This is a genomic window from Marinobacterium weihaiense (assembly GCF_019061305.1).
Taxonomy (GTDB): Bacteria; Pseudomonadota; Gammaproteobacteria; order Pseudomonadales; family Balneatricaceae; genus Marinobacterium; species Marinobacterium weihaiense.
The window spans coordinates 1-20,342 of record NZ_JAHQZT010000013.1; the positions used below are offsets into that span (position 1 = coordinate 1).

34 protein-coding genes are annotated in these 20,342 nt (G+C 56.6%); 32 read left to right on the forward strand and 2 right to left on the reverse strand.

The window, feature by feature from the left end; all coding sequences use genetic code 11:
- The 29 genes from KTN04_RS10800 to rplQ all read left to right on the forward strand — a co-directional run.
- The coding region (locus KTN04_RS10800) for an EF-Tu C-terminal domain-related protein (RefSeq protein WP_456085652.1) at positions 1 to 105 on the forward strand (105 nt) is incomplete at its 5' end.
- 199 nt (positions 106 to 304) lie between these two features.
- Positions 305 to 616, forward strand: a complete 312-nt coding sequence (gene rpsJ, locus KTN04_RS10805) for a 30S ribosomal protein S10 (RefSeq protein ID WP_181736727.1) — start codon at positions 305 to 307, stop codon at positions 614 to 616.
- Between the two features lie 111 nt (positions 617 to 727).
- Complete coding sequence (gene rplC / locus KTN04_RS10810) at positions 728 to 1,366, forward strand: 50S ribosomal protein L3 (RefSeq protein WP_217335249.1); 639 nt, start codon at positions 728 to 730, stop codon at positions 1,364 to 1,366.
- 11 nt (positions 1,367 to 1,377) lie between these two features.
- Complete coding sequence (gene rplD / locus KTN04_RS10815; RefSeq protein WP_217335250.1) at positions 1,378 to 1,983, forward strand: 50S ribosomal protein L4; 606 nt, start codon at positions 1,378 to 1,380, stop codon at positions 1,981 to 1,983.
- Positions 1,980 to 2,276, forward strand: a complete 297-nt coding sequence (gene rplW, locus KTN04_RS10820; protein ID WP_217335251.1) for a 50S ribosomal protein L23 — start codon at positions 1,980 to 1,982, stop codon at positions 2,274 to 2,276. The genes rplD and rplW overlap by 4 nt, the downstream gene beginning before the upstream one ends.
- A gap of 14 nt (positions 2,277 to 2,290) precedes the next feature.
- Positions 2,291 to 3,118 carry a 50S ribosomal protein L2 gene (gene rplB, locus KTN04_RS10825; protein WP_217335252.1) on the forward strand — a complete coding sequence of 276 codons (828 nt, stop codon included), beginning with the start codon at positions 2,291 to 2,293 and terminating at the stop codon, positions 3,116 to 3,118.
- A gap of 12 nt (positions 3,119 to 3,130) precedes the next feature.
- A complete protein-coding gene (gene rpsS, locus KTN04_RS10830; RefSeq protein ID WP_010324100.1) occupies positions 3,131 to 3,409 on the forward strand; it encodes a 30S ribosomal protein S19 in 279 nt (92 codons plus the stop codon).
- An 8-nt stretch (positions 3,410 to 3,417) separates the two neighbouring features.
- Complete coding sequence (gene rplV, locus KTN04_RS10835) at positions 3,418 to 3,750, forward strand: 50S ribosomal protein L22 (RefSeq protein ID WP_456085651.1); 333 nt, start codon at positions 3,418 to 3,420, stop codon at positions 3,748 to 3,750.
- Between the two features lie 25 nt (positions 3,751 to 3,775).
- On the forward strand, positions 3,776 to 4,456 hold the full coding sequence (gene rpsC, locus KTN04_RS10840) for a 30S ribosomal protein S3 (protein WP_217335253.1): 681 nt from the start codon (positions 3,776 to 3,778) through the stop codon (positions 4,454 to 4,456).
- An 11-nt stretch (positions 4,457 to 4,467) separates the two neighbouring features.
- Positions 4,468 to 4,881, forward strand: a complete 414-nt coding sequence (gene rplP / locus KTN04_RS10845; protein ID WP_091826405.1) for a 50S ribosomal protein L16 — start codon at positions 4,468 to 4,470, stop codon at positions 4,879 to 4,881.
- Positions 4,881 to 5,075, forward strand: a complete 195-nt coding sequence (gene rpmC, locus KTN04_RS10850) for a 50S ribosomal protein L29 (RefSeq protein ID WP_217335254.1) — start codon at positions 4,881 to 4,883, stop codon at positions 5,073 to 5,075. Before rplP ends, rpmC begins: the two co-directional genes overlap by 1 nt.
- Positions 5,072 to 5,335 (forward strand): 30S ribosomal protein S17, encoded by a 264-nt coding sequence (rpsQ, locus tag KTN04_RS10855; protein ID WP_106591412.1) that lies wholly within the window; start codon positions 5,072 to 5,074, stop codon positions 5,333 to 5,335. Before rpmC ends, rpsQ begins: the two co-directional genes overlap by 4 nt.
- A gap of 88 nt (positions 5,336 to 5,423) precedes the next feature.
- The gene (gene rplN, locus KTN04_RS10860; protein ID WP_010324094.1) at positions 5,424 to 5,792 is read left to right on the forward strand and encodes a 50S ribosomal protein L14; all 369 of its coding nucleotides are present in this window, start codon (positions 5,424 to 5,426) and stop codon (positions 5,790 to 5,792) included.
- A gap of 102 nt (positions 5,793 to 5,894) precedes the next feature.
- Positions 5,895 to 6,218, forward strand: a complete 324-nt coding sequence (gene rplX, locus KTN04_RS10865; RefSeq protein WP_217335255.1) for a 50S ribosomal protein L24 — start codon at positions 5,895 to 5,897, stop codon at positions 6,216 to 6,218.
- 14 nt (positions 6,219 to 6,232) lie between these two features.
- On the forward strand, positions 6,233 to 6,772 hold the full coding sequence (gene rplE, locus KTN04_RS10870; protein WP_217335256.1) for a 50S ribosomal protein L5: 540 nt from the start codon (positions 6,233 to 6,235) through the stop codon (positions 6,770 to 6,772).
- 14 nt (positions 6,773 to 6,786) lie between these two features.
- Positions 6,787 to 7,092 (forward strand): 30S ribosomal protein S14, encoded by a 306-nt coding sequence (gene rpsN, locus KTN04_RS10875; RefSeq protein ID WP_217335257.1) that lies wholly within the window; start codon positions 6,787 to 6,789, stop codon positions 7,090 to 7,092.
- 80 nt (positions 7,093 to 7,172) lie between these two features.
- Positions 7,173 to 7,565 carry a 30S ribosomal protein S8 gene (gene rpsH / locus KTN04_RS10880; RefSeq protein WP_217335258.1) on the forward strand — a complete coding sequence of 131 codons (393 nt, stop codon included), beginning with the start codon at positions 7,173 to 7,175 and terminating at the stop codon, positions 7,563 to 7,565.
- Positions 7,566 to 7,576: 11 nt separating this feature from the next.
- Entirely contained in the window at positions 7,577 to 8,110 is a 534-nt protein-coding gene (gene rplF, locus KTN04_RS10885; RefSeq protein ID WP_217335259.1) for a 50S ribosomal protein L6, read from the forward strand.
- A gap of 9 nt (positions 8,111 to 8,119) precedes the next feature.
- Positions 8,120 to 8,470 (forward strand): 50S ribosomal protein L18, encoded by a 351-nt coding sequence (rplR, locus tag KTN04_RS10890; protein WP_217335260.1) that lies wholly within the window; start codon positions 8,120 to 8,122, stop codon positions 8,468 to 8,470.
- An 11-nt stretch (positions 8,471 to 8,481) separates the two neighbouring features.
- Positions 8,482 to 8,985, forward strand: a complete 504-nt coding sequence (rpsE, locus tag KTN04_RS10895; RefSeq protein ID WP_217335261.1) for a 30S ribosomal protein S5 — start codon at positions 8,482 to 8,484, stop codon at positions 8,983 to 8,985.
- A gap of 3 nt (positions 8,986 to 8,988) precedes the next feature.
- Positions 8,989 to 9,171, forward strand: a complete 183-nt coding sequence (gene rpmD, locus KTN04_RS10900; RefSeq protein WP_217335262.1) for a 50S ribosomal protein L30 — start codon at positions 8,989 to 8,991, stop codon at positions 9,169 to 9,171.
- A 13-nt stretch (positions 9,172 to 9,184) separates the two neighbouring features.
- Entirely contained in the window at positions 9,185 to 9,619 is a 435-nt protein-coding gene (gene rplO, locus KTN04_RS10905) for a 50S ribosomal protein L15 (RefSeq protein WP_217335263.1), read from the forward strand.
- Positions 9,620 to 10,945 carry a preprotein translocase subunit SecY gene (gene secY / locus KTN04_RS10910; protein ID WP_217335264.1) on the forward strand — a complete coding sequence of 442 codons (1,326 nt, stop codon included), beginning with the start codon at positions 9,620 to 9,622 and terminating at the stop codon, positions 10,943 to 10,945.
- A gap of 17 nt (positions 10,946 to 10,962) precedes the next feature.
- Positions 10,963 to 11,079 (forward strand): 50S ribosomal protein L36, encoded by a 117-nt coding sequence (gene rpmJ / locus KTN04_RS10915; RefSeq protein WP_007021200.1) that lies wholly within the window; start codon positions 10,963 to 10,965, stop codon positions 11,077 to 11,079.
- Between the two features lie 140 nt (positions 11,080 to 11,219).
- Positions 11,220 to 11,576: a 30S ribosomal protein S13 gene (gene rpsM / locus KTN04_RS10920; protein WP_217335265.1), complete on the forward strand. Its 357-nt coding sequence runs from the start codon at positions 11,220 to 11,222 to the stop codon at positions 11,574 to 11,576.
- Between the two features lie 19 nt (positions 11,577 to 11,595).
- A complete protein-coding gene (gene rpsK, locus KTN04_RS10925; RefSeq protein ID WP_010324082.1) occupies positions 11,596 to 11,985 on the forward strand; it encodes a 30S ribosomal protein S11 in 390 nt (129 codons plus the stop codon).
- A 15-nt stretch (positions 11,986 to 12,000) separates the two neighbouring features.
- Positions 12,001 to 12,621, forward strand: a complete 621-nt coding sequence (rpsD, locus tag KTN04_RS10930) for a 30S ribosomal protein S4 (RefSeq protein ID WP_217335266.1) — start codon at positions 12,001 to 12,003, stop codon at positions 12,619 to 12,621.
- 25 nt (positions 12,622 to 12,646) lie between these two features.
- Positions 12,647 to 13,651 carry a DNA-directed RNA polymerase subunit alpha gene (locus tag KTN04_RS10935; protein ID WP_217335267.1) on the forward strand — a complete coding sequence of 335 codons (1,005 nt, stop codon included), beginning with the start codon at positions 12,647 to 12,649 and terminating at the stop codon, positions 13,649 to 13,651.
- Positions 13,652 to 13,689: 38 nt separating this feature from the next.
- A complete protein-coding gene (gene rplQ, locus KTN04_RS10940) occupies positions 13,690 to 14,085 on the forward strand; it encodes a 50S ribosomal protein L17 (protein ID WP_217335268.1) in 396 nt (131 codons plus the stop codon).
- Positions 14,086 to 14,193: 108 nt separating this feature from the next.
- Here rplQ and uvrA read toward each other — a convergent pair whose 3' ends face one another.
- Positions 14,194 to 17,019, reverse strand: coding sequence for an excinuclease ABC subunit UvrA (gene uvrA, locus KTN04_RS10945; RefSeq protein WP_217335269.1), 2,826 nt, complete (start codon positions 17,017 to 17,019; stop codon positions 14,194 to 14,196).
- A 144-nt stretch (positions 17,020 to 17,163) separates the two neighbouring features.
- On the opposite strand from uvrA, the gene ssb reads away from it, so the two are divergent.
- Both ssb and rfbD read left to right on the forward strand, forming a co-directional pair.
- Complete coding sequence (ssb, locus tag KTN04_RS10950) at positions 17,164 to 17,694, forward strand: single-stranded DNA-binding protein (protein ID WP_217335270.1); 531 nt, start codon at positions 17,164 to 17,166, stop codon at positions 17,692 to 17,694.
- A 178-nt stretch (positions 17,695 to 17,872) separates the two neighbouring features.
- Positions 17,873 to 18,784: a dTDP-4-dehydrorhamnose reductase gene (rfbD, locus tag KTN04_RS10955; RefSeq protein WP_217335271.1), complete on the forward strand. Its 912-nt coding sequence runs from the start codon at positions 17,873 to 17,875 to the stop codon at positions 18,782 to 18,784.
- Between the two features lie 21 nt (positions 18,785 to 18,805).
- Here rfbD and KTN04_RS10960 read toward each other — a convergent pair whose 3' ends face one another.
- Positions 18,806 to 19,180, reverse strand: coding sequence for a SirB2 family protein (locus KTN04_RS10960; RefSeq protein WP_254262508.1), 375 nt, complete (start codon positions 19,178 to 19,180; stop codon positions 18,806 to 18,808).
- Positions 19,181 to 19,305: 125 nt separating this feature from the next.
- Between KTN04_RS10960 and moaA the strand changes: the two genes are divergently transcribed.
- Positions 19,306 to 20,301, forward strand: coding sequence for a GTP 3',8-cyclase MoaA (gene moaA / locus KTN04_RS10965; RefSeq protein WP_217335273.1), 996 nt, complete (start codon positions 19,306 to 19,308; stop codon positions 20,299 to 20,301).
- Positions 20,302 to 20,342: the final 41 nt, after the last annotated feature.

The following is a 20,342-nucleotide window of genomic DNA, read 5'->3' on the forward strand; positions in this document are numbered from 1 at the left end:
GTTACCCTGATCAACCCGATCGCGATGGAAGAAGGTCTGCGCTTCGCCATCCGTGAAGGTGGTCGTACCGTCGGTGCCGGCGTGGTATCCAAGATCATCGAGTGATTTTCTCGCTGACTTGAGTTGAAAAAAGCCCTCCTCGGAGGGCTTTTTTGTGTCTGGCTGACGGGTGGCAGCAGGAGTTGGTTAAAATTTAAACTTTTGGTTGACGCTAACCGGCTCTCTGAGTAAAATTTGCGTCCCCTTCATCCGAGGGGTGGTCGGCTATTGCCGTAAAAAAACTTACAGGAAATGCGTGATCAGAATGCAGAACCAAAAAATCAGAATTCGTCTGAAGGCTTTTGATCATCGCCTGATCGACTCATCCGCTCAGGAGATCGTTGAGACTGCCAAGCGGACAGGTGCTCAGGTGCGTGGTCCGATCCCACTTCCTACCCGCAAAGAGCGTTACACCGTACTGGTGTCCCCGCACGTCAACAAGGACGCGCGTGACCAGTATGAAATTCGTACGCACAAGCGTGTCCTGGACATCGTTGAGCCGACAGAAAAAACTGTCGACGCACTGATGAAGCTGGATCTCGCAGCGGGTGTTGAAGTGCAGATCAGCCTCGGCTAATACGCACTGCGCAGAATTATTCAATTAATGAAGCGCTATTTGTGGAATGCACCTGAAAAGGGCAGCCATAGTGGGTGACAGCCCCGTACACAACTGGCAAGAGGTAAAAACATGTCTGTAGGACTTATCGGACGTAAAGCGGGTATGACCCGCATCTTCACTGAAGATGGCGTGTCCGTGCCAGTCACCGTCATCGAAATGGAACCGAACCGTGTAACCAGCGTCAAGACTGTCGAAGCTGATGGTTATGCAGCGGTACAGGTGACTACTGGCAGCAAGAAGGCTAATCGCCTGAGCAAGCCGGAAGCAGGTCACTTTGCCAAAGCGGGCGTCGAAGCCGGTCGCGGTTTGTGGGAGTTCCGTCTGAATGGTGGCGAGGAAATCAACGTCGGCGACGCGCTGACTGTTGAGCGCTTCGAAGCAGGTCAGAAAGTTGACGTTACCGGTCAATCTAAGGGTAAGGGCTTCCAGGGCGGCGTTAAGCGCTGGAACTTCAGTACTCAGGACGCGACTCACGGTAACTCCATTTCTCACCGTGCTCCGGGTTCCATTGGTCAGTGCCAGACCCCGGGTCGTGTCTTCAAAGGCAAAAAGATGGCCGGTCACATGGGTGCCGAGCGTTGCACCGTGCAGACTCTCGAAGTCGTGCGCGTTGATGCAGAGCGCAACCTGCTGATCGTCAAGGGAGCAATCCCGGGCGCCACTGGCGGCGATGTCATCGTTAAACCTGCTGTTAAAGCACGCGCCTGAGGAGGATTGGCATGAATCTGAATCTGACTGGAGCCACTGGATCGGTCGAAGTATCCGATCTGGCATTTGGTAAAGAGTTCAATGAAGCGCTGGTTCACCAGGTGGTTACTGCTTACATGGCAGCTGGCCGTCAGGGCACCAAAGCGCAGAAAAATCGTTCCGCTGTTTCCGGCGGTGGCGCCAAGCCTTTCCGTCAGAAGGGTACTGGTCGTGCACGTGCAGGTACCAGCCGTTCGCCGCTGTGGCGTGCCGGTGGTGTTACCTTCGCTGCTCAGCCGCGCAGCTTTGCTCAGAAAGTAAACAAGAAGATGTACCGTGCTGCGATGCGCTGCATTCTGTCTGAGCTGGTTCGTCAGGAGCGTCTGGTTGTTGTTGAAGACTTCCAGCTGGAAACACCGAAGACCAAGCAGTTTGTTGGCAAGCTTGAAGAACTCAAGCTGGACAATGCCCTGCTGATCACCGAAAACGTCGAGCAGAATCTGTATCTGGCTGCCCGTAACGTTCCGCACGTTGACGTGCGTGATGCGGCAGGTATCGACCCGGTTAGCCTGGTTGGTTTCGAGAAGGTCCTGGTGACAGTGCCTGCTCTGAAGAAAATTGAGGAGGTGCTGGCATGAACCCGGAACGCATTTACAAAGTGCTGCTCGGACCGCACATCTCTGAAAAGGCCACCATCGTAGCTGAAGGCAGCGAGCAGGTTGTTTTCCGTGTGGCTAAAGACGCAACCAAGCCGGAAATCAAGGCAGCTGTTGAAGAGCTGTTCAATGTCAAGGTTGCAGGCGTTAACGTTCTGAACATCAAGGGTAAAACCAAGCGCACCATGCGTGGCATGGGTAAGCGCAGCGATGTTCGCAAAGCGTACGTTCGTCTGGCCGAAGGCTCTGAAATCGATTTCCTGGCAGGCGAATAACGAGGGGTTGAACCATGGCAGTTATTAAAGCAAAGCCGACCTCTGCTGGACGTCGTCATGTCGTTAAGGTGGTCAGCGAAGGTCTGCACAAGGGCAAGCCGTTTGCTGCGCTGGTCGAGAAGAAAAGCAAGACCGGTGGTCGTAACAACAACGGTCGCATCACGACGCGTCACATCGGCGGTGGTCACAAGAGCCATTACCGTATTATTGACTTCCGTCGTAACAAGGACGGCATTGCAGGCATCATCGAGCGCCTGGAATACGATCCGAACCGTTCTGCCAACATCGCGCTGGTGAAGTATGCCGACGGTGAGCGTCGCTACATCATTGCGCCGAAAGGTCTGCAGGCGGGTGCGCGCGTCATCTCTGGTGACGATGCTGACATCAAAATCGGTAACACTCTGCCGCTGCGCAACATTCCGCTGGGTAGTACTGTTCACTGCGTTGAGCTGAAGCCGGGTAAAGGCGCTCAGATCGCGCGTTCAGCAGGAACCTCTGCACAGCTGGTAGCACGTGAAGGTGCATACGCGACTCTGCGTCTGCGTTCTGGCGAAACCCGCAAGGTACTGACCGAGTGCCGCGCTACTCTGGGTGAAGTGAGCAACTCCGAGCACAGCCTGCGTCAGCTGGGTAAAGCTGGTGCCAAGCGCTGGCGTGGTGTTCGTCCGACCGTTCGCGGTGCGGCGATGAACCCGGTTGATCACCCGCACGGTGGTGGTGAGGGTCGTAGCTCTGGTGGTCGTCATCCGGTTACTCCGTGGGGCGTACCGACCAAGGGCCACAAGACTCGCAAGAACAAGCGTACTGATAAACTGATCGTACGCCGTCGTCAGGCTAAATAAGAGGAATCAGCTGTGCCACGTTCACTGAAGAAAGGTCCGTTCATTGACCTTCACCTGTTGAAGAAGGTAGAAGCTGCAATCGAGGCTAACGAACGTCGTCCGATCAAGACCTGGTCACGCCGTTCAACTGTGTTCCCGCAGTTTGTCGGTCTCACTATTGCAGTACATAACGGTCGTCAGCATGTCCCGGTTTTCATTACCGAAGACATGGTCGGCCACAAACTGGGCGAGTTCGCTGCGACACGTACATACCGCGGTCATGCAGCCGACAAGAAGGCCAAGAAGAAGTAAGGGGGTAGATGATGGAAGTTATCGCCAAGCACACAGGCGCCCGCATCTCCGCCCAGAAGGCCCGACTGGTCGCTGATCAGATCCGTGGTAAATCTGTGGGCGAAGCTCTGAATATCCTGGCGTTCAGCACGAAGAAAGGTGCGCACCTGGTCAAGAAGGTTCTGGAGTCTGCTATCGCGAATGCGGAGCACAACGAAGGTGCCGATATTGACGACCTGCGCGTATCAGCGGTCTTCGTTGATGAAGGGATGACCATGAAGCGCATCATGCCGCGTGCCAAAGGCCGCGCTGACCGCATCCTGAAGCGCACGTCACATATCACCGTCAAGGTGGCCGACTAAGAGCTGATTGCTAGGAGAGTTCAATATGGGTCAGAAAGTCAATCCGACCGGTATTCGGCTTGGAATTGTCAAGGACCATACCTCTGTATGGTACGCCGACAAGGCTGAATACTCTGCAAAGCTGCTGAATGACCTTCAGGTGCGCAAGTACCTGGATGAGCAGCTGAAAAATGCATCTGTTAGCCGCATCGAGATCGAGCGTCCGGCACAGAATGCCAAGATCACTATTTACACGGCGCGTCCGGGTATCGTGATCGGCAAGAAAGGCGAAGACGTCGAAAAGCTGCGTAACGCTGTTTCTCAGATGATGGGTGTGCCTGTTCACATCAACATCGAAGAAGTACGCAAGCCGGATCTGGACGGCAAACTGGTTGCGCAGAGCGTTGCCAGCCAGCTGGAGCGTCGTGTGATGTTCCGTCGTGCCATGAAGCGCGCGGTTCAGAATGCTATGCGTCAGGGCGCCAAAGGCATCAAAATTCAGGTTAGCGGTCGTCTTGGCGGTGCCGAGATTGCGCGTACTGAATGGTATCGTGAAGGTCGTGTACCGCTGCACACTCTGCGTGCGGACATCGATTACGCTACCTACGAAGCCCACACCACTTACGGTGTGATTGGCGTTAAAGTCTGGATCTTCAAGGGCGAGATCCTCGGTGGTATCGAACAGGTACGTGCCGAGAAGAACGCGCCCAAGAAGAAAGGTAAGTGAGGTAGACGTCAATGCTGCAACCGAAACGACTGAAATACCGCAAGGTAATGAAAGGTCGCAACCGTGGCCTGGCACAGCGCGGCAGCAAGGTCAGCTTTGGTGAGTTTGCACTGAAAGCGACCGGTCGCGGCCGCATCACTGCTCGCCAGATCGAAGCGGCCCGTCGTACCATGACCCGTCACGTCAAGCGTGGTGGTAAGATCTGGATCCGTGTTTTCCCGGACAAGCCGATCACTACCAAGCCGCTGGAAGTACGTATGGGTAAAGGTAAGGGTAGCGTGGAGTACTGGGTAGCCCAGATCCAGCCGGGTAAGGTTCTGTTCGAAATGAGCGGTGTGCCCGAAGAGCTGGCTGCGGAAGCTTTTGCGCTGGCTGCTGCCAAGCTGCCGGTTTCTACAACTTTTGTTAAGCGGACGGTGATGTAATGAAAGCTACTGAACTGCGTGACAAGTCCGTAGAAGAGCTTCAGCAGGCTCTGCTGGGCCTTCTGAAGGACCAGTTCAACCTGCGTATGCAGAAAGCGACTGGCCAGCTGGCACAGACTCACCTGCTCGGTCAGGTTCGTCGCGACATCGCTCGCGTTAAGACTCTTCTGAACGAAAAGCAGGTGACTAAATGAGCGCGGAAAAACGTACTCGGACTGTGACCGGTAAGGTCGTCAGTGACAAGATGGATAAAACCATCACAGTTCTGGTTGAGCGTAAGGAAAAACACCCGATCTACGGTAAGTTTGTGAAGCGCTCCACCAAACTGCATGCTCACGATGAGAAGAATGAGTGTCAGATGGGTGATCTGGTGACTATCGCCGAATCCCGTCCGCTGTCAAAGACCAAGACCTGGTCGCTTGTTCGCATTGAAGAGCGTGCAGCAAAGGTGTAAACTAGTGCGCCTTTGCTCCATTACGCCAGTTCACCGCAGCTGACATCAGTGGTTGCGGTGACGGTATATACAGTTTGTGGAGTAGACCATGATTCAGACTGAAACGATGCTTGATGTTGCTGACAACAGCGGCGCCAAGCGTGTGCAGTGTATTAAGGTCCTGGGTGGTTCTCACCGCCGCTACGCCTCTGTTGGCGACGTCATCAAGGTGACCGTCAAGGAAGCAATTCCGCGTGGCAAGGTTAAGAAAGGCCAGGTACTTAAGGCTGTCGTAGTACGTACTCGTAAGGGTGTCCGTCGTCCGGACGGTTCACTGATCCGCTTTGATACCAATTCTGCGGTTCTGTTGAACGCCAACGATGCTCCGATCGGTACTCGTATCTTCGGGCCAGTAACGCGTGAGCTTCGTAACGAGAAGTTCATGAAGATCATTTCCCTGGCGCCTGAAGTGCTCTAAGACCGCTCTTGATGAGACAGGTCTTGTGATAAAAACGCCACTCCCGATAGGGTTTGGCGTTTTTGAGCATGAGAGGGTAGCAGGAAACGGCAAGGTAAAATAATGCGTAAGATTCGTCGCGACGATGAAGTCATCGTTATCGCAGGAAAAGACAAGGGCAAGCGCGGTAAGGTTATGCGCGTGCTGCAGAACGATCGCCTGATCGTTTCTGGCATCAACATGATCAAAAAACACCAGAAGCCGAACCCGATGCTGGGTCAGCAAGGTGGCATCGTTGAGAAGGAAGCGGCTATCGCGACTTCCAATGTTGCGATCTTCAACCCGAAGACCGGTAAAGGTGATCGTGTAGGCTTCAAGCTGCTTGAAGACGGCACCAAGGTACGTTTCTTCAAGTCCACCGACGAAGTCGTCGGCGGTGATAAGTAAGAGAGGTTGGTGCAATGTCAAGATTGAAAGCGCTTTACGCAAACGAGATCAAGCAGAAGCTGAAAGACGAGCTGAACTGCCCGAATGTTATGGCTGTTCCCCGTGTGACCAAAGTAACCCTGAACATGGGTGTGGGTGAAGCACTGGGTGACAAGAAGCAGCTGGAAAACGCTGTTGCCGACATGACTGCTATTGCTGGTCAGAAGCCGGTCGTTACCCTGGCGCGCAAGTCCATCGCGGGCTTCAAGGTGCGTGAAGGTTGGCCGATTGGTTGTAAAGTCACTCTGCGCGGTCAGCAGATGTGGGAGTTCCTGGATCGCCTGGTAGATATTTCCATTCCGCGTATCCGTGACTTCCGTGGCCTGAACCCGAAATCTTTCGATGGTCGTGGCAACTACAGCATGGGCGTGAAAGAGCAGATCATCTTCCCGGAAATCGACTATGACAAGGTCGATAAACTGCGTGGTCTGGATATCACCATCACCACCACCGCGAAGAACAACGACGAAGGTCGTGCACTGCTGTCCGCTCTGCAGTTCCCGTTCAAGAAATAAGGCAGGGGTTTCAAATGGCCAAGGTTTCAATGATCCAGCGTGAGCTCAAGCGTGAAAAGCTGGCGTCCAAGTACGCTACAAAGCGCGCTGAACTCAAAGCAATTATCGCAAGCCCGAACAGCTCTGAAGACGATGTTTGGGATGCACAGATCGCGCTGCAGAAGCTGCCGCGTGATGCTAGTCCGGTGCGCAAGCAGCGCCGTTGCCAGGTTACTGGTCGTCCGCACGCGGTTTACCGCAAGTTCGGTCTGTGCCGTAACCAGCTGCGTCAAGCTGCAATGCGCGGAGATGTTCCGGGCCTGAAGAAGGCAAGTTGGTAAGCTTGCAAACGGTAAGCACGGTGGTCAGGGCAGATTGATTTGCTACCGCACCGCGCTGCACTTAAGAGGACGTTAATCGCATGAGTATGCAAGACACCCTCGCGGATATGTTTACCCGTATCCGCAATGGACACATGGCTGAAAAAGCCCATGTTGCCATGCCGTCTTCCAAGCAGAAGGTTGCTATCGCAACTGTGCTGAAGGATGAAGGCTACATCGCCGACTTCGCTGTTGAAGGTGATGTAAAACCTGTACTGTCTGTCGAACTGAAGTATTTCGAAGGCAAGCCGGTTATCGAAGAGATCAAGCGCGTTAGCCGCCCGTCTCTGCGTATCTACAAGAACGCAGCAGAACTGCCGAAGGTGGCAGACGGCCTGGGTATCGCAATCATCTCTACCAGCAAAGGCGTCATGACTGATCGTGCTGCTCGCAAGGCAGGCATCGGTGGTGAAGTTATCTGCACGGTCTTCTAAGAGGTATTCCAATGTCACGAATTGCGAAGAAACCCGTAGTTGTACCGGCAGGTGTTGAAGTCAAGCTGGCAGGCCAGTCTCTGGCTGTCAAAGGTGCCAAGGGACAGCTCGAGCTGGACATGCACCCGGCGGTGACAGTTGAGCAGGCTGAAGGTCAGCTGGTATTTGCTCCGCGTGATGGCGCCAAGCAGTCCATGGCGCTGACAGGTACTACGCGCGCACTGGTCAACAATATGGTGGTTGGTGTTAGCGAAGGTTTTACCAAGACCCTGACACTGCTGGGTGTTGGTTACCGCGCACAGGCTAAGGGCAATGTCCTGAACCTGACGCTGGGCTTCTCTCACCCGATCGATTACGAACTGCCCGAAGGTGTTACTGCCGAAACCCCCAACAACACGACAGTCGTCGTGAGCGGTGCTGACAAGCAGCGCGTTGGTCAGGTGGCTGCAGAAATTCGCGCATTCCGTCCGCCGGAGCCTTACAAGGGCAAGGGTGTTCGTTATGTTGATGAATATGTACGCCGTAAAGAGGCTAAGAAGAAGTAAGGCAGGGTCATGAACGTTAAAAAACAAGCTCGTATTCGCCGTGCGCGTCGTTCGCGCATGCAGATGCGCGAGCAGGGCGCTGTTCGCCTTTGCGTGAACCGCTCTCCTCGTCACATTTACGCGCAGGTTATCTCTGCTGACGGCAGCCAGGTTCTGGCTTCTGCCTCTACAGTAGAAAAGGATCTGCGTGAAGGTGCTACCGGTAACATCGAAGCAGCCAAGAAAGTGGGTGCTCTGATCGCCAGCCGTGCTAAAGAAGCCGGCGTATCCAAGGTAGCGTTTGACCGCTCCGGTTTTAAATACCACGGTCGTGTTGCAGCTCTTGCTGATGCTGCTCGCGAAGGCGGCCTGGAATTCTAAAGGTTTCTATTATGGCAAATCACGAACAGAAAGACGGTGAACTGCAAGAGAAGCTGGTTCAGGTAAACCGCGTCGCTAAAGTGGTAAAAGGCGGTCGTATCTTCGGTTTCACAGCGCTGACTGTCGTTGGTGACGGTAACGGTCGCGTTGGCTTCGGTCGCGGTAAAGCGCGCGAAGTACCTGTTGCTATCCAGAAAGCGATGGAGCAGGCTCGTCGCAACATGGTTAGCGTGCAGCTGAACGGTCACACTCTGCAGTACCCGGTTAAAGCCCGTCACGGTGCTTCCCGTGTATACATGCAGCCCGCTTCCGAAGGTACTGGTGTTATCGCCGGTGGCGCGATGCGTGCGGTACTGGAACTGGCAGGTGTGCATAACGTACTGGCCAAGTGCTACGGCTCTACCAACCCGGTGAACGTGGTACGCGCAACTGTTAATGGTCTGAAGCAGATGTCTGCTCCGGAAGACATTGCAGCCAAGCGTGGCAAGTCCGTAGAAGACATTCTGGAGGGTTAAACCATGGCGAACACACTCAAGGTTACCCTGGTGCGCAGCACTATCGGTCGTCTGCCGAAGCACATTCAGACTGTCAAAGGTCTGGGTCTGCGTCGTATCGGTCACACCGTTGAGCTGGAAGATACCCCGGCTGTGCGTGGCATGATCAACAAAGTCAACTACATGGTTCGTGTAGAAGGCGAGTAAGAGGAGTCACCCAATGCGTTTGAATACTCTGCGCCCGGGCGCTGGTTCCAAGCACGCTCCCAAGCGTGTCGGTCGTGGTATCGGCTCCGGTCTGGGTAAAACTTGTGGCCGTGGCCACAAGGGTCAGAAATCCCGCTCTGGCGGCAGCGTCAATCCGGGTTTTGAAGGCGGTCAGATGCCGATTCAGCGTCGTCTGCCGAAATTCGGTTTCACGTCCCGTCAGGCGCGTTACGTGGCAGAAGTTCGTTTGAACGAACTGGCCGCTGCCGGTGTTGACGTTGTCGACCTGGCTGCGCTGAAACAGGCCGATATCATCCGTGAAGAGATCAAGTCTGCACGTGTGATTCTGTCTGGTGAGATCAACAAGGCAGTCACCGTTAAAGGTCTGAAAGTGACCAAAGGTGCACAGGCTGCGATCGAGGCTGCTGGCGGCAAAGTCGAGGCGTAAATGGCTAAACAAGGACAAATACCGGCAGGCATGCAGAGCGGTTTGAAAGAGCTTTGGGCTCGACTCAGATTCGTTCTGATTGCGATCATCGTATACCGTATCGGGGCGCATATCCCCGTCCCCGGTATCAACCCTGATCGCCTTGCTGCGCTGTTTGATCAGAACCAGGGAACCATCCTCAGTCTGTTCAACATGTTTTCGGGTGGTGCTCTGGAGCGTATGTCGATCCTGGCACTGGGTATCATGCCCTACATCTCTGCCTCTATCATTATGCAGTTGATGACCGTCGTGAGCCCCCAGCTGGAGCAGTTGAAGAAAGAGGGTGAGGCCGGTCGGCGTAAAATCAGCCAATACACACGTTACGGCACGGTCGTTCTTGCGACCCTGCAGGCGTTTGGCATGGCGGTCGGCCTGGCTAACCAAGGCGTTGCCTTCATGGCAGACTTCAGCTTCTATTTCGTGGCTGTGGTGACCCTGGTTGCAGGTGCTGTTTTCCTGATGTGGCTGGGTGAGCAGATCACCGAGCACGGCATCGGCAACGGCATCTCCATTCTGATCTTTGCCGGTATCGTGGCGGGTTTGCCCAGTGCGATCGGCCAGTCCTTTGAAGCAGCACGTCAGGGTGATCTCAATATCCTGGCGTTGCTGGCCATCGCTGTCATGGCGGTTGCTACTGTTGGCTTTGTGGTGTTCATGGAACGCGGTCAGCGCCGCATTACCATCAACTACGCCAAGCGTCAGCAGGGGCGTCGTGTCTATGCGGCCCAGTCCAGCCACCTGCCGCTGAAGGTCAATATGGCCGGTGTTATTCCGCCGATCTTCGCGTCCAGTATCCTGCTGTTTCCAGCTTCAATGGGGCAGTGGTTCGGTCAGTCCGAAGGCATGGAATGGTTGCAGGACGTTGCTCTGGCCCTGGGGCCGGGTCAGCCGCTGTACATTTTGCTGTTCGCAATTGCGATTGTATTTTTCTGCTACTTCTACACGGCGATTGTTTTCAATCCGCGTGACGTGGCAGATAACCTGAAGAAATCAGGTGCCTTTATTCCGGGGATCCGTCCGGGTGACCAGTCTGCACGGTACATTGACTCCGTGCTGAGCCGCCTGACGCTGTTTGGTGCGCTCTACATCACAGCCGTTTCACTGATGCCCCAGTTCCTGGTGGTGGCGTGGAACGTGCCATTCTACTTCGGCGGTACTTCACTGCTGATCGTGGTGGTTGTGGTGATGGACTTTATGGCACAGGTGCAGTCTCACCTGATGTCACACCAGTACGAGTCCCTGATGAAAAAATCGAATCTTAAAGGCGGCGCAGGTTTGCTGCGCTAAGCCTAACGAGGTGGATCATGAAAGTACGCGCATCTGTTAAAAAGATTTGCCGTAACTGCAAGATCGTACGCCGCAACGGTTCCGTGCGCGTGATCTGCAAAGTGGAACCCCGTCACAAGCAGCGCCAGGGTTAATCCACAGCTGGCCGGGAGTGGAGGTGCGTATCCTTGATTTATTTTTGATCAGGGTGTAGTATTGCGCGCCTTCCACGAACTAAAGAATGACTGGTTCTGGTGAGCATCTCTCCCAGAACACTTAATATGGAGTACATTGAATGGCCCGTATAGCTGGCGTCAATATTCCTGACAATAAGCATGCGGTAATTTCTCTGACTTACATTTTCGGGATTGGCCGCACGACTGCACAACAGATCTGTGAAGCTACCGGCATCGCGCCGAGCACCAAGGTTGCAGAACTGTCCGAAGAGCAGCTCGATAATGTTCGTGGTGAAATTGCCAAGTTGACCGTTGAAGGCGACTTGCGTCGTGAAGTCAACATGAACATCAAGCGTCTTATGGACCTCGGTTGCTACCGCGGCCTGCGTCACCGTCGCAACCTGCCGGTGCGTGGTCAGCGCAGCAAGACGAATGCGCGCACCCGTAAAGGCCCGCGCAAGCCGATCCGTAAGTAAGCGATAGGAATTTCCGAATATGGCTAAGCCAGGTAATCGCACTCGTAAAAAGGTTAAAAAGCAGGTAGCGGATGGCCTCGCGCACATCCATGCTTCTTTTAACAACACTATCATCACCATTACCGATCGCCAGGGTAACGCTCTGAGCTGGGCAACTTCCGGTGGTTCAGGCTTCCGTGGTTCTCGTAAGAGCACACCGTTTGCTGCACAGGTTGCAGCTGAGCGTGCCGGTCAGGCAGCTCTGGAATACGGTCTGAAAAACCTCGACGTGTTTGTGAAGGGCCCGGGGCCGGGTCGTGAGTCTGCAGTCCGTGCACTGAACGGCTGTGGCTACAAGATCACAAACATCACGGACGTGACACCGATTCCGCACAACGGTTGTCGTCCGCCGAAGAAGCGTCGCGTTTAATCTGGAGACGGTAATATGGCTCGTTATCTTGGACCTAAGTGCAAGCTGTCCCGTCGTGAAGGCACTGATCTCTTCCTGAAGAGTGGTGTCCGCGCGCTTGACAGTAAGTGCAAAGCAGAAGCAGTACCCGGTGTTCACGGTGCCCGTCGCGGCCGCCTGTCTGAATACGGTCTGCAGCTGCGTGAAAAACAGAAAGTACGTCGTATCTACGGTGTGCTGGAACGTCAGTTCCGTGGTTACTACAAAGAAGCTGCCCGTCGCAAGGGCTCAACCGGTGAAAACCTGTTGCAGCTTCTCGAAGGCCGCCTGGACAACGTTGTATACCGCATGGGTTATGGTTCTACCCGTGCCGAAGCACGTCAGGTTGTTTCCCATCGTCAGATTACTGTCAACGGTCAGGTTGTGAACATTCCTTCCTACCAGGTACAGGCTGGCGACGTAGTGGCAGTTCGCGAGAAGGCCAAAAACCAGCTGCGCATCAAACACGCACTGGAACTGGCCGCTCAGCGTGCTCCGGTTGAGTGGGTTGAAGTCGACGCTGCAAAAATGGAAGGGACCTTTAAGGCCCAGCCGGAACGCAGTGATCTGTCAGCCGACATCAACGAGCACCTGATCGTCGAGCTCTACTCGAAGTAATTTTGAACTCTTGACTGGTGGAACTATGCAGCGTTCAGTAAACGAGTTTCTATACCCACGTCACATCGACGTGCAGGAGATTAGCAAAACCCGTGCGAAAGTGACTCTCGAGCCGCTTGAGCGGGGGTTCGGCCATACTCTGGGCAATGCGCTGCGCCGTATCCTGCTCTCTTCCATGCCGGGGTGTGCCATCTCGGAAGTTGAGATTGAAGGTGTACTGCACGAGTACAGCAGCATCGAAGGTGTTCAGGAGGATGTCATCGAGATCCTGCTGAACCTCAAGGGTGTTGCCATCGCTCTGCACAACGGTGACGAAGCGCTCCTGACTCTCTCCAAGTCAGAGGCAGGTCCGGTGACCGCTGGTGATATTCAGCTGAACCAGGACGTTGAGGTTGCCAACCCGGAGCATGTGATCGCGCACCTTAACCCCGGCTCCGCGCTGAACATGCAGCTGCGTGTAACACGTGGCCGTGGTTATGTGCCCGCTGATGCACGTGTAAGCGATGAAGACGAAACTCGTGCCATTGGACGCTTGCAGCTGGATGCCAGCTACAGCCCTGTTCTGCGCGTATCCTACGCTGTTGAAAGCGCACGTGTAGAGCAGCGCACCGACTTGGACAAACTGGTAATCGACATCGAGTCCAATGGCACGATCGATCCGGAAGAGTGCATCCGTCGGGCGGCAACCATCCTGCAGCAGCAGCTGGTCGTATTTGTCGATCTTGAAGATGCCGGCGAACAGACCCGTGCAGAGCCGAATGAACCGGAGATTGATCCTGTTCTTCTGCGTCCGGTCGATGACCTGGAGCTGACTGTACGTTCCGCGAACTGTCTGAAAGCAGAGCAGATCTACTACATCGGTGATCTTATCCAGCGCACCGAAGTGGAACTGCTGAAGACTCCTAACTTGGGCAAGAAGTCACTGACCGAGATTAAGGATGTGCTGGCATCCAAAGGTCTGTCACTTGGCATGCGTCTTGAGAACTGGCCCCCGGCCAGCCTGAAAGGCGATGACAAGGTTGCCTCTTGAGTCTGACTTCGTAACCCTAGTTACAAAGGATTTAGAAAATGCGTCATCGTAAATCTGGTCGACACTTGAATCGTACAAGTGCTCACCGCAAAGCGATGTTCAAGAACATGGCAGTGTCTCTGTTCGAGCACGAACTGATCAAGACTACACTGCCTAAAGCGAAAGAACTGCGCCGCTTTGCTGAGCCGCTGATTACACTGGCCAAGACTGACTCGGTTGCCAACCGTCGTCTGGCGTTCTCCCGTACCCGCAGCAACGAAGCTGTTGGTAAACTGTTCAACGAGCTGGGCCCGCGTTATGCGGCGCGTCCGGGTGGTTATATCCGCATTCTGAAATGCGGCTACCGCGCAGGCGACAAGGCACCGATGGCTTACGTTGAGCTGGTAGACCGTCCGGTAGGTCAGACTGTAGCGGACGAATCTGCAGAAGATTGATCGCTACGGTACAGTACTCGAAAAACCCGGTCCGCAAGGTCCGGGTTTTTTTGTGCCCGTCGTTTGTACGCGGCGAGAGCCGGGCCTGCTTCCAGGCCCGGACATTGTTTAAAGGTTCAACAGGGACTTGAGGAAACGCCCGGTATGGGATGCCGGGTTGGCCGCCACCTGCTCTGGGGTGCCGGTCGCAATGATATCACCCCCGCCGCTGCCGCCTTCGGGTCCCAGATCGATAACCCAGTCGGCCGTTTTGATGACGTCTAGGTTGTGTTCGATAACAACGATGCTGTTGCCGTGGTCGCGCAGGCGATCGAGCACGTTGAGCAGCTGCTGGATGTCGTAAAAGTGTAGGCCGGTGGTGGGCTCGTCCAGGATATAGAGGGTCTTGCCGGTGTCACGCTTACTCAGTTCGCGGGCCAGCTTGACGCGCTGTGCTTCGCCCCCCGACAGCGTGGTTGCGGCCTGCCCCAGGCGGATATAGCTCAGGCCCACATCGATCAGGGTTTGCAGGCGCCGTGCCAGTGCCGGGATGACATCGAAGAACTCGCGCGCATCCTCCACCGTCATGTCCAGCACTTCATCGATGCTCTTGCCCTTGTATTTCACTTCCAGGGTTTCGCGGTTGTAGCGGTTGCCCTTGCAGATGTCACAGGGGACGTAGACATCGGGCAGGAAGTGCATCTCCACCTTGATGACGCCATCGCCCTGGCAGGCCTCGCAACGACCGCCCTTGACGTTGAAGCTGAAGCGCCCCGGCTTGTAGCCGCGCGAGCGAGCCTCCTGGGTGCCGGCAAAAAGCTCCCGAATCGGGGTGAAGATGCCGGTGTAGGTGGCCGGGTTGGAGCGGGGCGTGCGTCCGATTGGACTCTGATCGATATCGATTACCTTGTCGAACAGGTCCAGTCCCTCAATGCCGTCATACGGCGCAGCATCCAGTGTTGTCGCGTGGTTCAGCTCGGTCGCTGCAACCGGGTACAGGGTATTGTTGATCAGGGTCGACTTGCCGGAACCGGATACGCCGGTAATGCAGGTCAGCAGTCCCACCGGTATTGCCAGATCGACGCCCTTGAGGTTGTTGCCGCGTGCGCCGCGCAGGCGGAGCATGCGCTCGGGGTCGGGCGGCGTGCGCTTGGTCGGCACGGCGATGCAGCGTGCGCCGCTGAGATACTGGCCGGTGACCGATTCCGGCGTGGACATGATCTGTTCCGGTTTACCGGCAGCGATGACACGGCCGCCGTGCACACCGGCGCCGGGACCGATATCAATCAGGTAGTCGGCCATGCGAATGGCATCCTCATCGTGTTCGACCACGATCACCGTATTGCCCAGGTCGCGCAGGTGTTTCAGGGTTTCCAGCAGGCGTTCGTTGTCGCGCTGATGCAGGCCGATGGACGGCTCGTCCAGCACATACATCACCCCGACCAACCCGGCGCCGATCTGGCTGGCAAGGCGAATACGCTGGGCCTCGCCACCGGAGAGGGTTTCGGCACTGCGCTCCAGCGACAGGTAGTCCAGTCCTACGTTGACCAGGAAGGTCAGGCGGTCACGGATCTCCTTAAGGATCTTTTCGGCAATTTCGCCCTGCTTGCCACTCAGGTGCAGGTTCTGGAAATACTGCTGCGCCTGACCGATGGGCAGGCGCACAATCTCCGGCAGCGTGTGCTCATCGATATAGACATGGCGGGCGTCACGGCGCAGACGACTGCCGTGGCATGACGGGCAGGGCTGCATGTTGAGAAACTTGGCCAGGTCCTCGCGCACGCTTTCGGACTCGGTTTCACGATAGCGGCGTTCCAGGTTGTTGATCACCCCCTCGAACGGATGCAGTTTCTTGACCCGTTCGCCGCGATCATTGCGGTAATAGAAGGCGACATCCTCACGGCCGCTGCCGTGCAGCACCCGCTCGCGCTGGGACTCTGTCAGCGCCTCAAAGGGGGTGTCCAGGTTGAAGCCGTAATGTTCGGCAACGGCCTGCAGCTGCTGGAAGTAGTACAGGCTGCGCTTGTCCCAGCCGCGAATGGCGCCCTGGGCCAGGGTCAGGCTCGGATCCTGGACCAGCTTGCGCGGATCGAAGTACTGTCGTACGCCCAGACCGTCGCAGGACGGGCAGGCGCCATGGGGGTTGTTGAACGAGAACAGGCGCGGCTCCAGTTCCTGGATGCTGTGGCCACAGCTTGGGCAGGCAAAGCGGGCGGAGAACACCATCTCCTCAAGTCCCTCTTCCATGGGCGCGACCTTGGCGATGCCGTCGGCCAGTTCCAGGGCGGTTTCGAAGGACTCGGCCAGGCGCGTCTGCAGGTCATCGCGTACCTTGATGCGGTCGATCACCACTTCGATGTCATGCTTGCGGTTCTTGTCCAGGGCCGGTGCATCATCCAGGTCCACCACCAGGCCATCAATGCGGGCGCGAACAAAACCTTGGCTGCGCAACTGGCCCAGCAGGTGCAGGTGCTCGCCCTTGCGGCCCTGTACCATGGGCGCCAGCAGCATCACCTTGCTGCCCTCCGGCAGGGCCAGTACCTGGTCGACCATTTGGCTGACGGTCTGTGCGGCCAGTGGCAGGTCATGCTCGGGGCAGCGCGGTTCGCCGGCACGGGCAAACAGCAGGCGTAGGTAGTCGTAGATCTCGGTGATGGTCCCCACCGTGGAGCGGGGGTTGTGTGAGGTGGACTTCTGTTCGATGGAGATGGCGGGGGAAAGGCCTTCGATATGGTCTACATCGGGCTTTTCCATCATCGACAGGAACTGGCGAGCGTAGGTTGATAGGGATTCCACGTAACGCCGCTGCCCTTCGGCATAGAGCGTATCAAACGCCAGCGAGGATTTGCCGGATCCGGACAGGCCGGTGATCACGATCAGCTGGTCGCGCGGAATATCAAGGTCAACATTTTTCAGGTTGTGGGTACGAGCACCCCTGACCAGAATTTTGTCCATTACTGCTCCGCTGTAACTGGCAAAAAGAAGCATTATAGAGGTTTGCCGGGACAGCCAAAACCGCTGTGCTTATGCTATCCTCAGCACCGTATCGTTGCGGCAAGGAGCTGCGGCTGGCAACAACCGGATCAACTGGAGACAAAGATGGCGCGTGGTATCAACAAGGTAATTCTTATCGGTAACCTGGGCACCGACCCGGAAGTGCGTTACATGCCGAGCGGCAACGCCGTGACCAACGTTAACCTGGCCACCAGTGAAAGCTGGAAGGACAAGCAAACCGGCCAGATGCAGGAACGTACCGAGTGGCATCGGATCGTATTCTTTAACCGTCTGGCGGAGATCGCCGGCGAGTACCTGCGCAAGGGTTCCAAGGTTTATATCGAAGGCTCACTGCGTACCCGCAAGTGGCAGGGGCAGGACGGTCAGGACCGCTACACGACCGAGATCGTCGCCAATGAAATGCAGATGCTAGACAGCCGTGGTGGTGAAGGCGGCGGCTATCAGCAGGGCGGCGGTTATCCCCAGCAGAACAATGACCCCATGGGCTATGGCCAGCCGCAGCAGGCGCCGCGTCGCCAGCCCGCGCCGCAGCCGTCGGCACCGTCACAGCCCCAGCAGCCGCCCCAGCAGCCGGCGCCGGGCTTTGACGACTTCGACGACGATATTCCGTTCTGAGTTGCCCGATCGCTTCTGCGCCTTGGAAAGCCCCGCCCTCGTGCGGGGCTTTCGTCGTTCAGAGGTGGCATTTTTTCCCCGCTGACGGGTGTGTAGCTGTTCGCTTTGGGGTATGCTCGAAGCATCACGCAACAGCACAATTCTTCTCATTCAGTCGTACAGGTCGATACATCCGAGTATGTCAGCGAGTGTCTATACCACCTCAGCCAAAGTTGTCATCCTGGGAGCCGCAGGGCAGGTGGGTCATGCGCTGACCGAACTGCTGGAGCAGGCGCCGGGGATCGAGCCCGTGCCGCTCAACCGTCGTCAGCTGGATATTACCGATGCCTCGGCCATCCAGGATCAATTGAGCCGTCATCTGCCGGATTATGTCGTCAACTGTGCCGGATTCAATCGGGTGGATGCGGCGGAGCGGCAACCCGACCGATCCATGGCGGTGAATCGGGATGGCGTCGGACAACTGGCGCAGGCCTGTGCCGCCCTGAGTATACCTTTGTTGCAACTGTCATCCGACTATGTCTTCGATGGTCACTATGCCAGCGGCTACAGTGAGGACGACGAGGCCTCGCCGCTGGGTGTGTTCGGGCGCAGCAAGTGGGAAGGGGAGGAAGCCATACGCCGGGCGCTGACGCAGCATCTGATCCTGCGGGTCAGTTGGATCTTCAGTGCGCGCGGTGACAATTATCTGCTGCGCATGCTGGAGCGGGCGCGGCATGAAGCCGTGATTGAGGCGGCGGATGACCGTCGCGGCTGCCCGACCTCGGCTGATGATGTGGCGCGCGTGATACTGGCCATCCTGCGTCAGCTTACCTGTGGCATCAATGTGTGGGGGACGTATCACTACTGTGGGGCTGAAATCACCACCCGGTATGGTTTCTGTGAAGCCCTGCTGGCAGCGGCGCGGCAATATGAAGAGCTGAAGGTGCAGCAGCTCAAGCCGGTTGCAGCGGCCAATCTCAACGCACTGGCGCAGCGGCCGGCGTCCTCGGTGCTCAAATGTCGCAAGCTGCTGGCTACCTTCGGTATTCGTCAGCGCCCCTGGCGCAGCGAACTGCAGCGGGTCGTGCGCGAAATTTACGGCGAGCACTAGGCCCGCCGCCCCTATCCCGGATTAGAACAGCCCCAGACTGGCCGAACGGGTCGTGGCAACCGCCAGGATATACCCCAGGCTCAGCAGGGCCGCCAGCAGTGCCAGGCTACGGGTCTTCAGGTTGCGACCCCGTTTCAGGGCGATCGTACCAAAGCCGATGTAGGCCAGCAGGCCGACGACCTTAGCTGTCAGCCAAGGGTGTGTCAGCGGATACTGTTCGATGACCAGCATAAGACCAATCGCACTGAGCAGCAGCAGCGTATCGATCACATGCGGAACGATTTTCAGCCAGCGTGTATTCAGCGCCCGCGGCCAGGTGTAGAGCATGAAGGCCCGCAGCAGAAACAGTACGATACTGAGGCCCACCATCAGCAGGTGGCTATGTTTGAGAATCATGTACGTATTCAAGGTCGGTCCCATCCTTTCAGCATGTGGGTGTTGGCACATGAGTGCCTGACCGGCGCGAACTGCGCAGGTTCCCTGGGCACGAACTATAACCGGCCAATGGGGTCTTTTGCATCATGAGCCAGACCAATACCGACCTGATTGACCCTTACGGTCGCCAAATTCACTACCTGCGGCTGTCGGTTACCGACCGCTGTGATTTCCGCTGTGTCTACTGCATGGGCGAAGACATGCAGTTTCTGCCACGCGAGCAGGTACTGTCGCTGGAAGAGCTGCTGCGTCTAGCGCAGGTGTTCACCACGTTGGGGGTGCGCAAGATCCGCCTGACCGGCGGTGAGCCCCTGGTACGGCGTGATCTGATGTGGCTGGTGGAACGCCTGGGCGCGCTGCCGGTGGAATTGTCGATCACCACCAACGGCTCGCAGTTGACACGTTTTGCCAAGCCCCTGCAAAGGGCCGGCGTCAACCGCCTCAACATCAGCCTGGACACCCTGGATGCCGAACGCTTTCGCCGCCTGACCCGCACCGATCGTCTGCCTCAGGTGCTGGCGGGCATCGATGCGGCCCGGGCCGCTGGCTTCGACCGTATCAAGCTCAATACCGTGGTGCTCAACGGGCGCAATGACGATGAAGTGCCGGCACTGGTGGCGTTTGCGCGCCGCCACGGGCTGGATATCAGCTTTATCGAGGAGATGCCGCTGGGCCGGATCAGCGATCATGGCCGTGCTGAAACCTTTTGTTCCAGCGACACCCTTAGAGCGCGGTTGGCCTCGCGGTATCAGCTGACCCCCAGTGCCGAGCGCAGCGGTGGTCCCTCGCGCTACTATCGCATGCCCGACAGCGATATTCGGGTTGGCTTCATTTCGCCGCACAGCCATAATTTCTGTGGCGACTGTAATCGGGTGCGGTTAACAGCCGAAGGACGTCTGCTGCTGTGTCTGGGAAACGAGCACGCGGTTGACTTGCGCGCGCTGCTGCGGCAACCCGACTGTCACGAGGATATGCTGCGTCAGGCCATCATCGACGCCATGCAACTCAAGCCCGAGCGCCATCATTTCGACCTGGATGAGGAACCGCAGATTCTGCGTTTCATGAACATGACCGGGGGCTAGGCCCCGCAATCGATGAGGAACACCGGTGAGTGACAACAGCC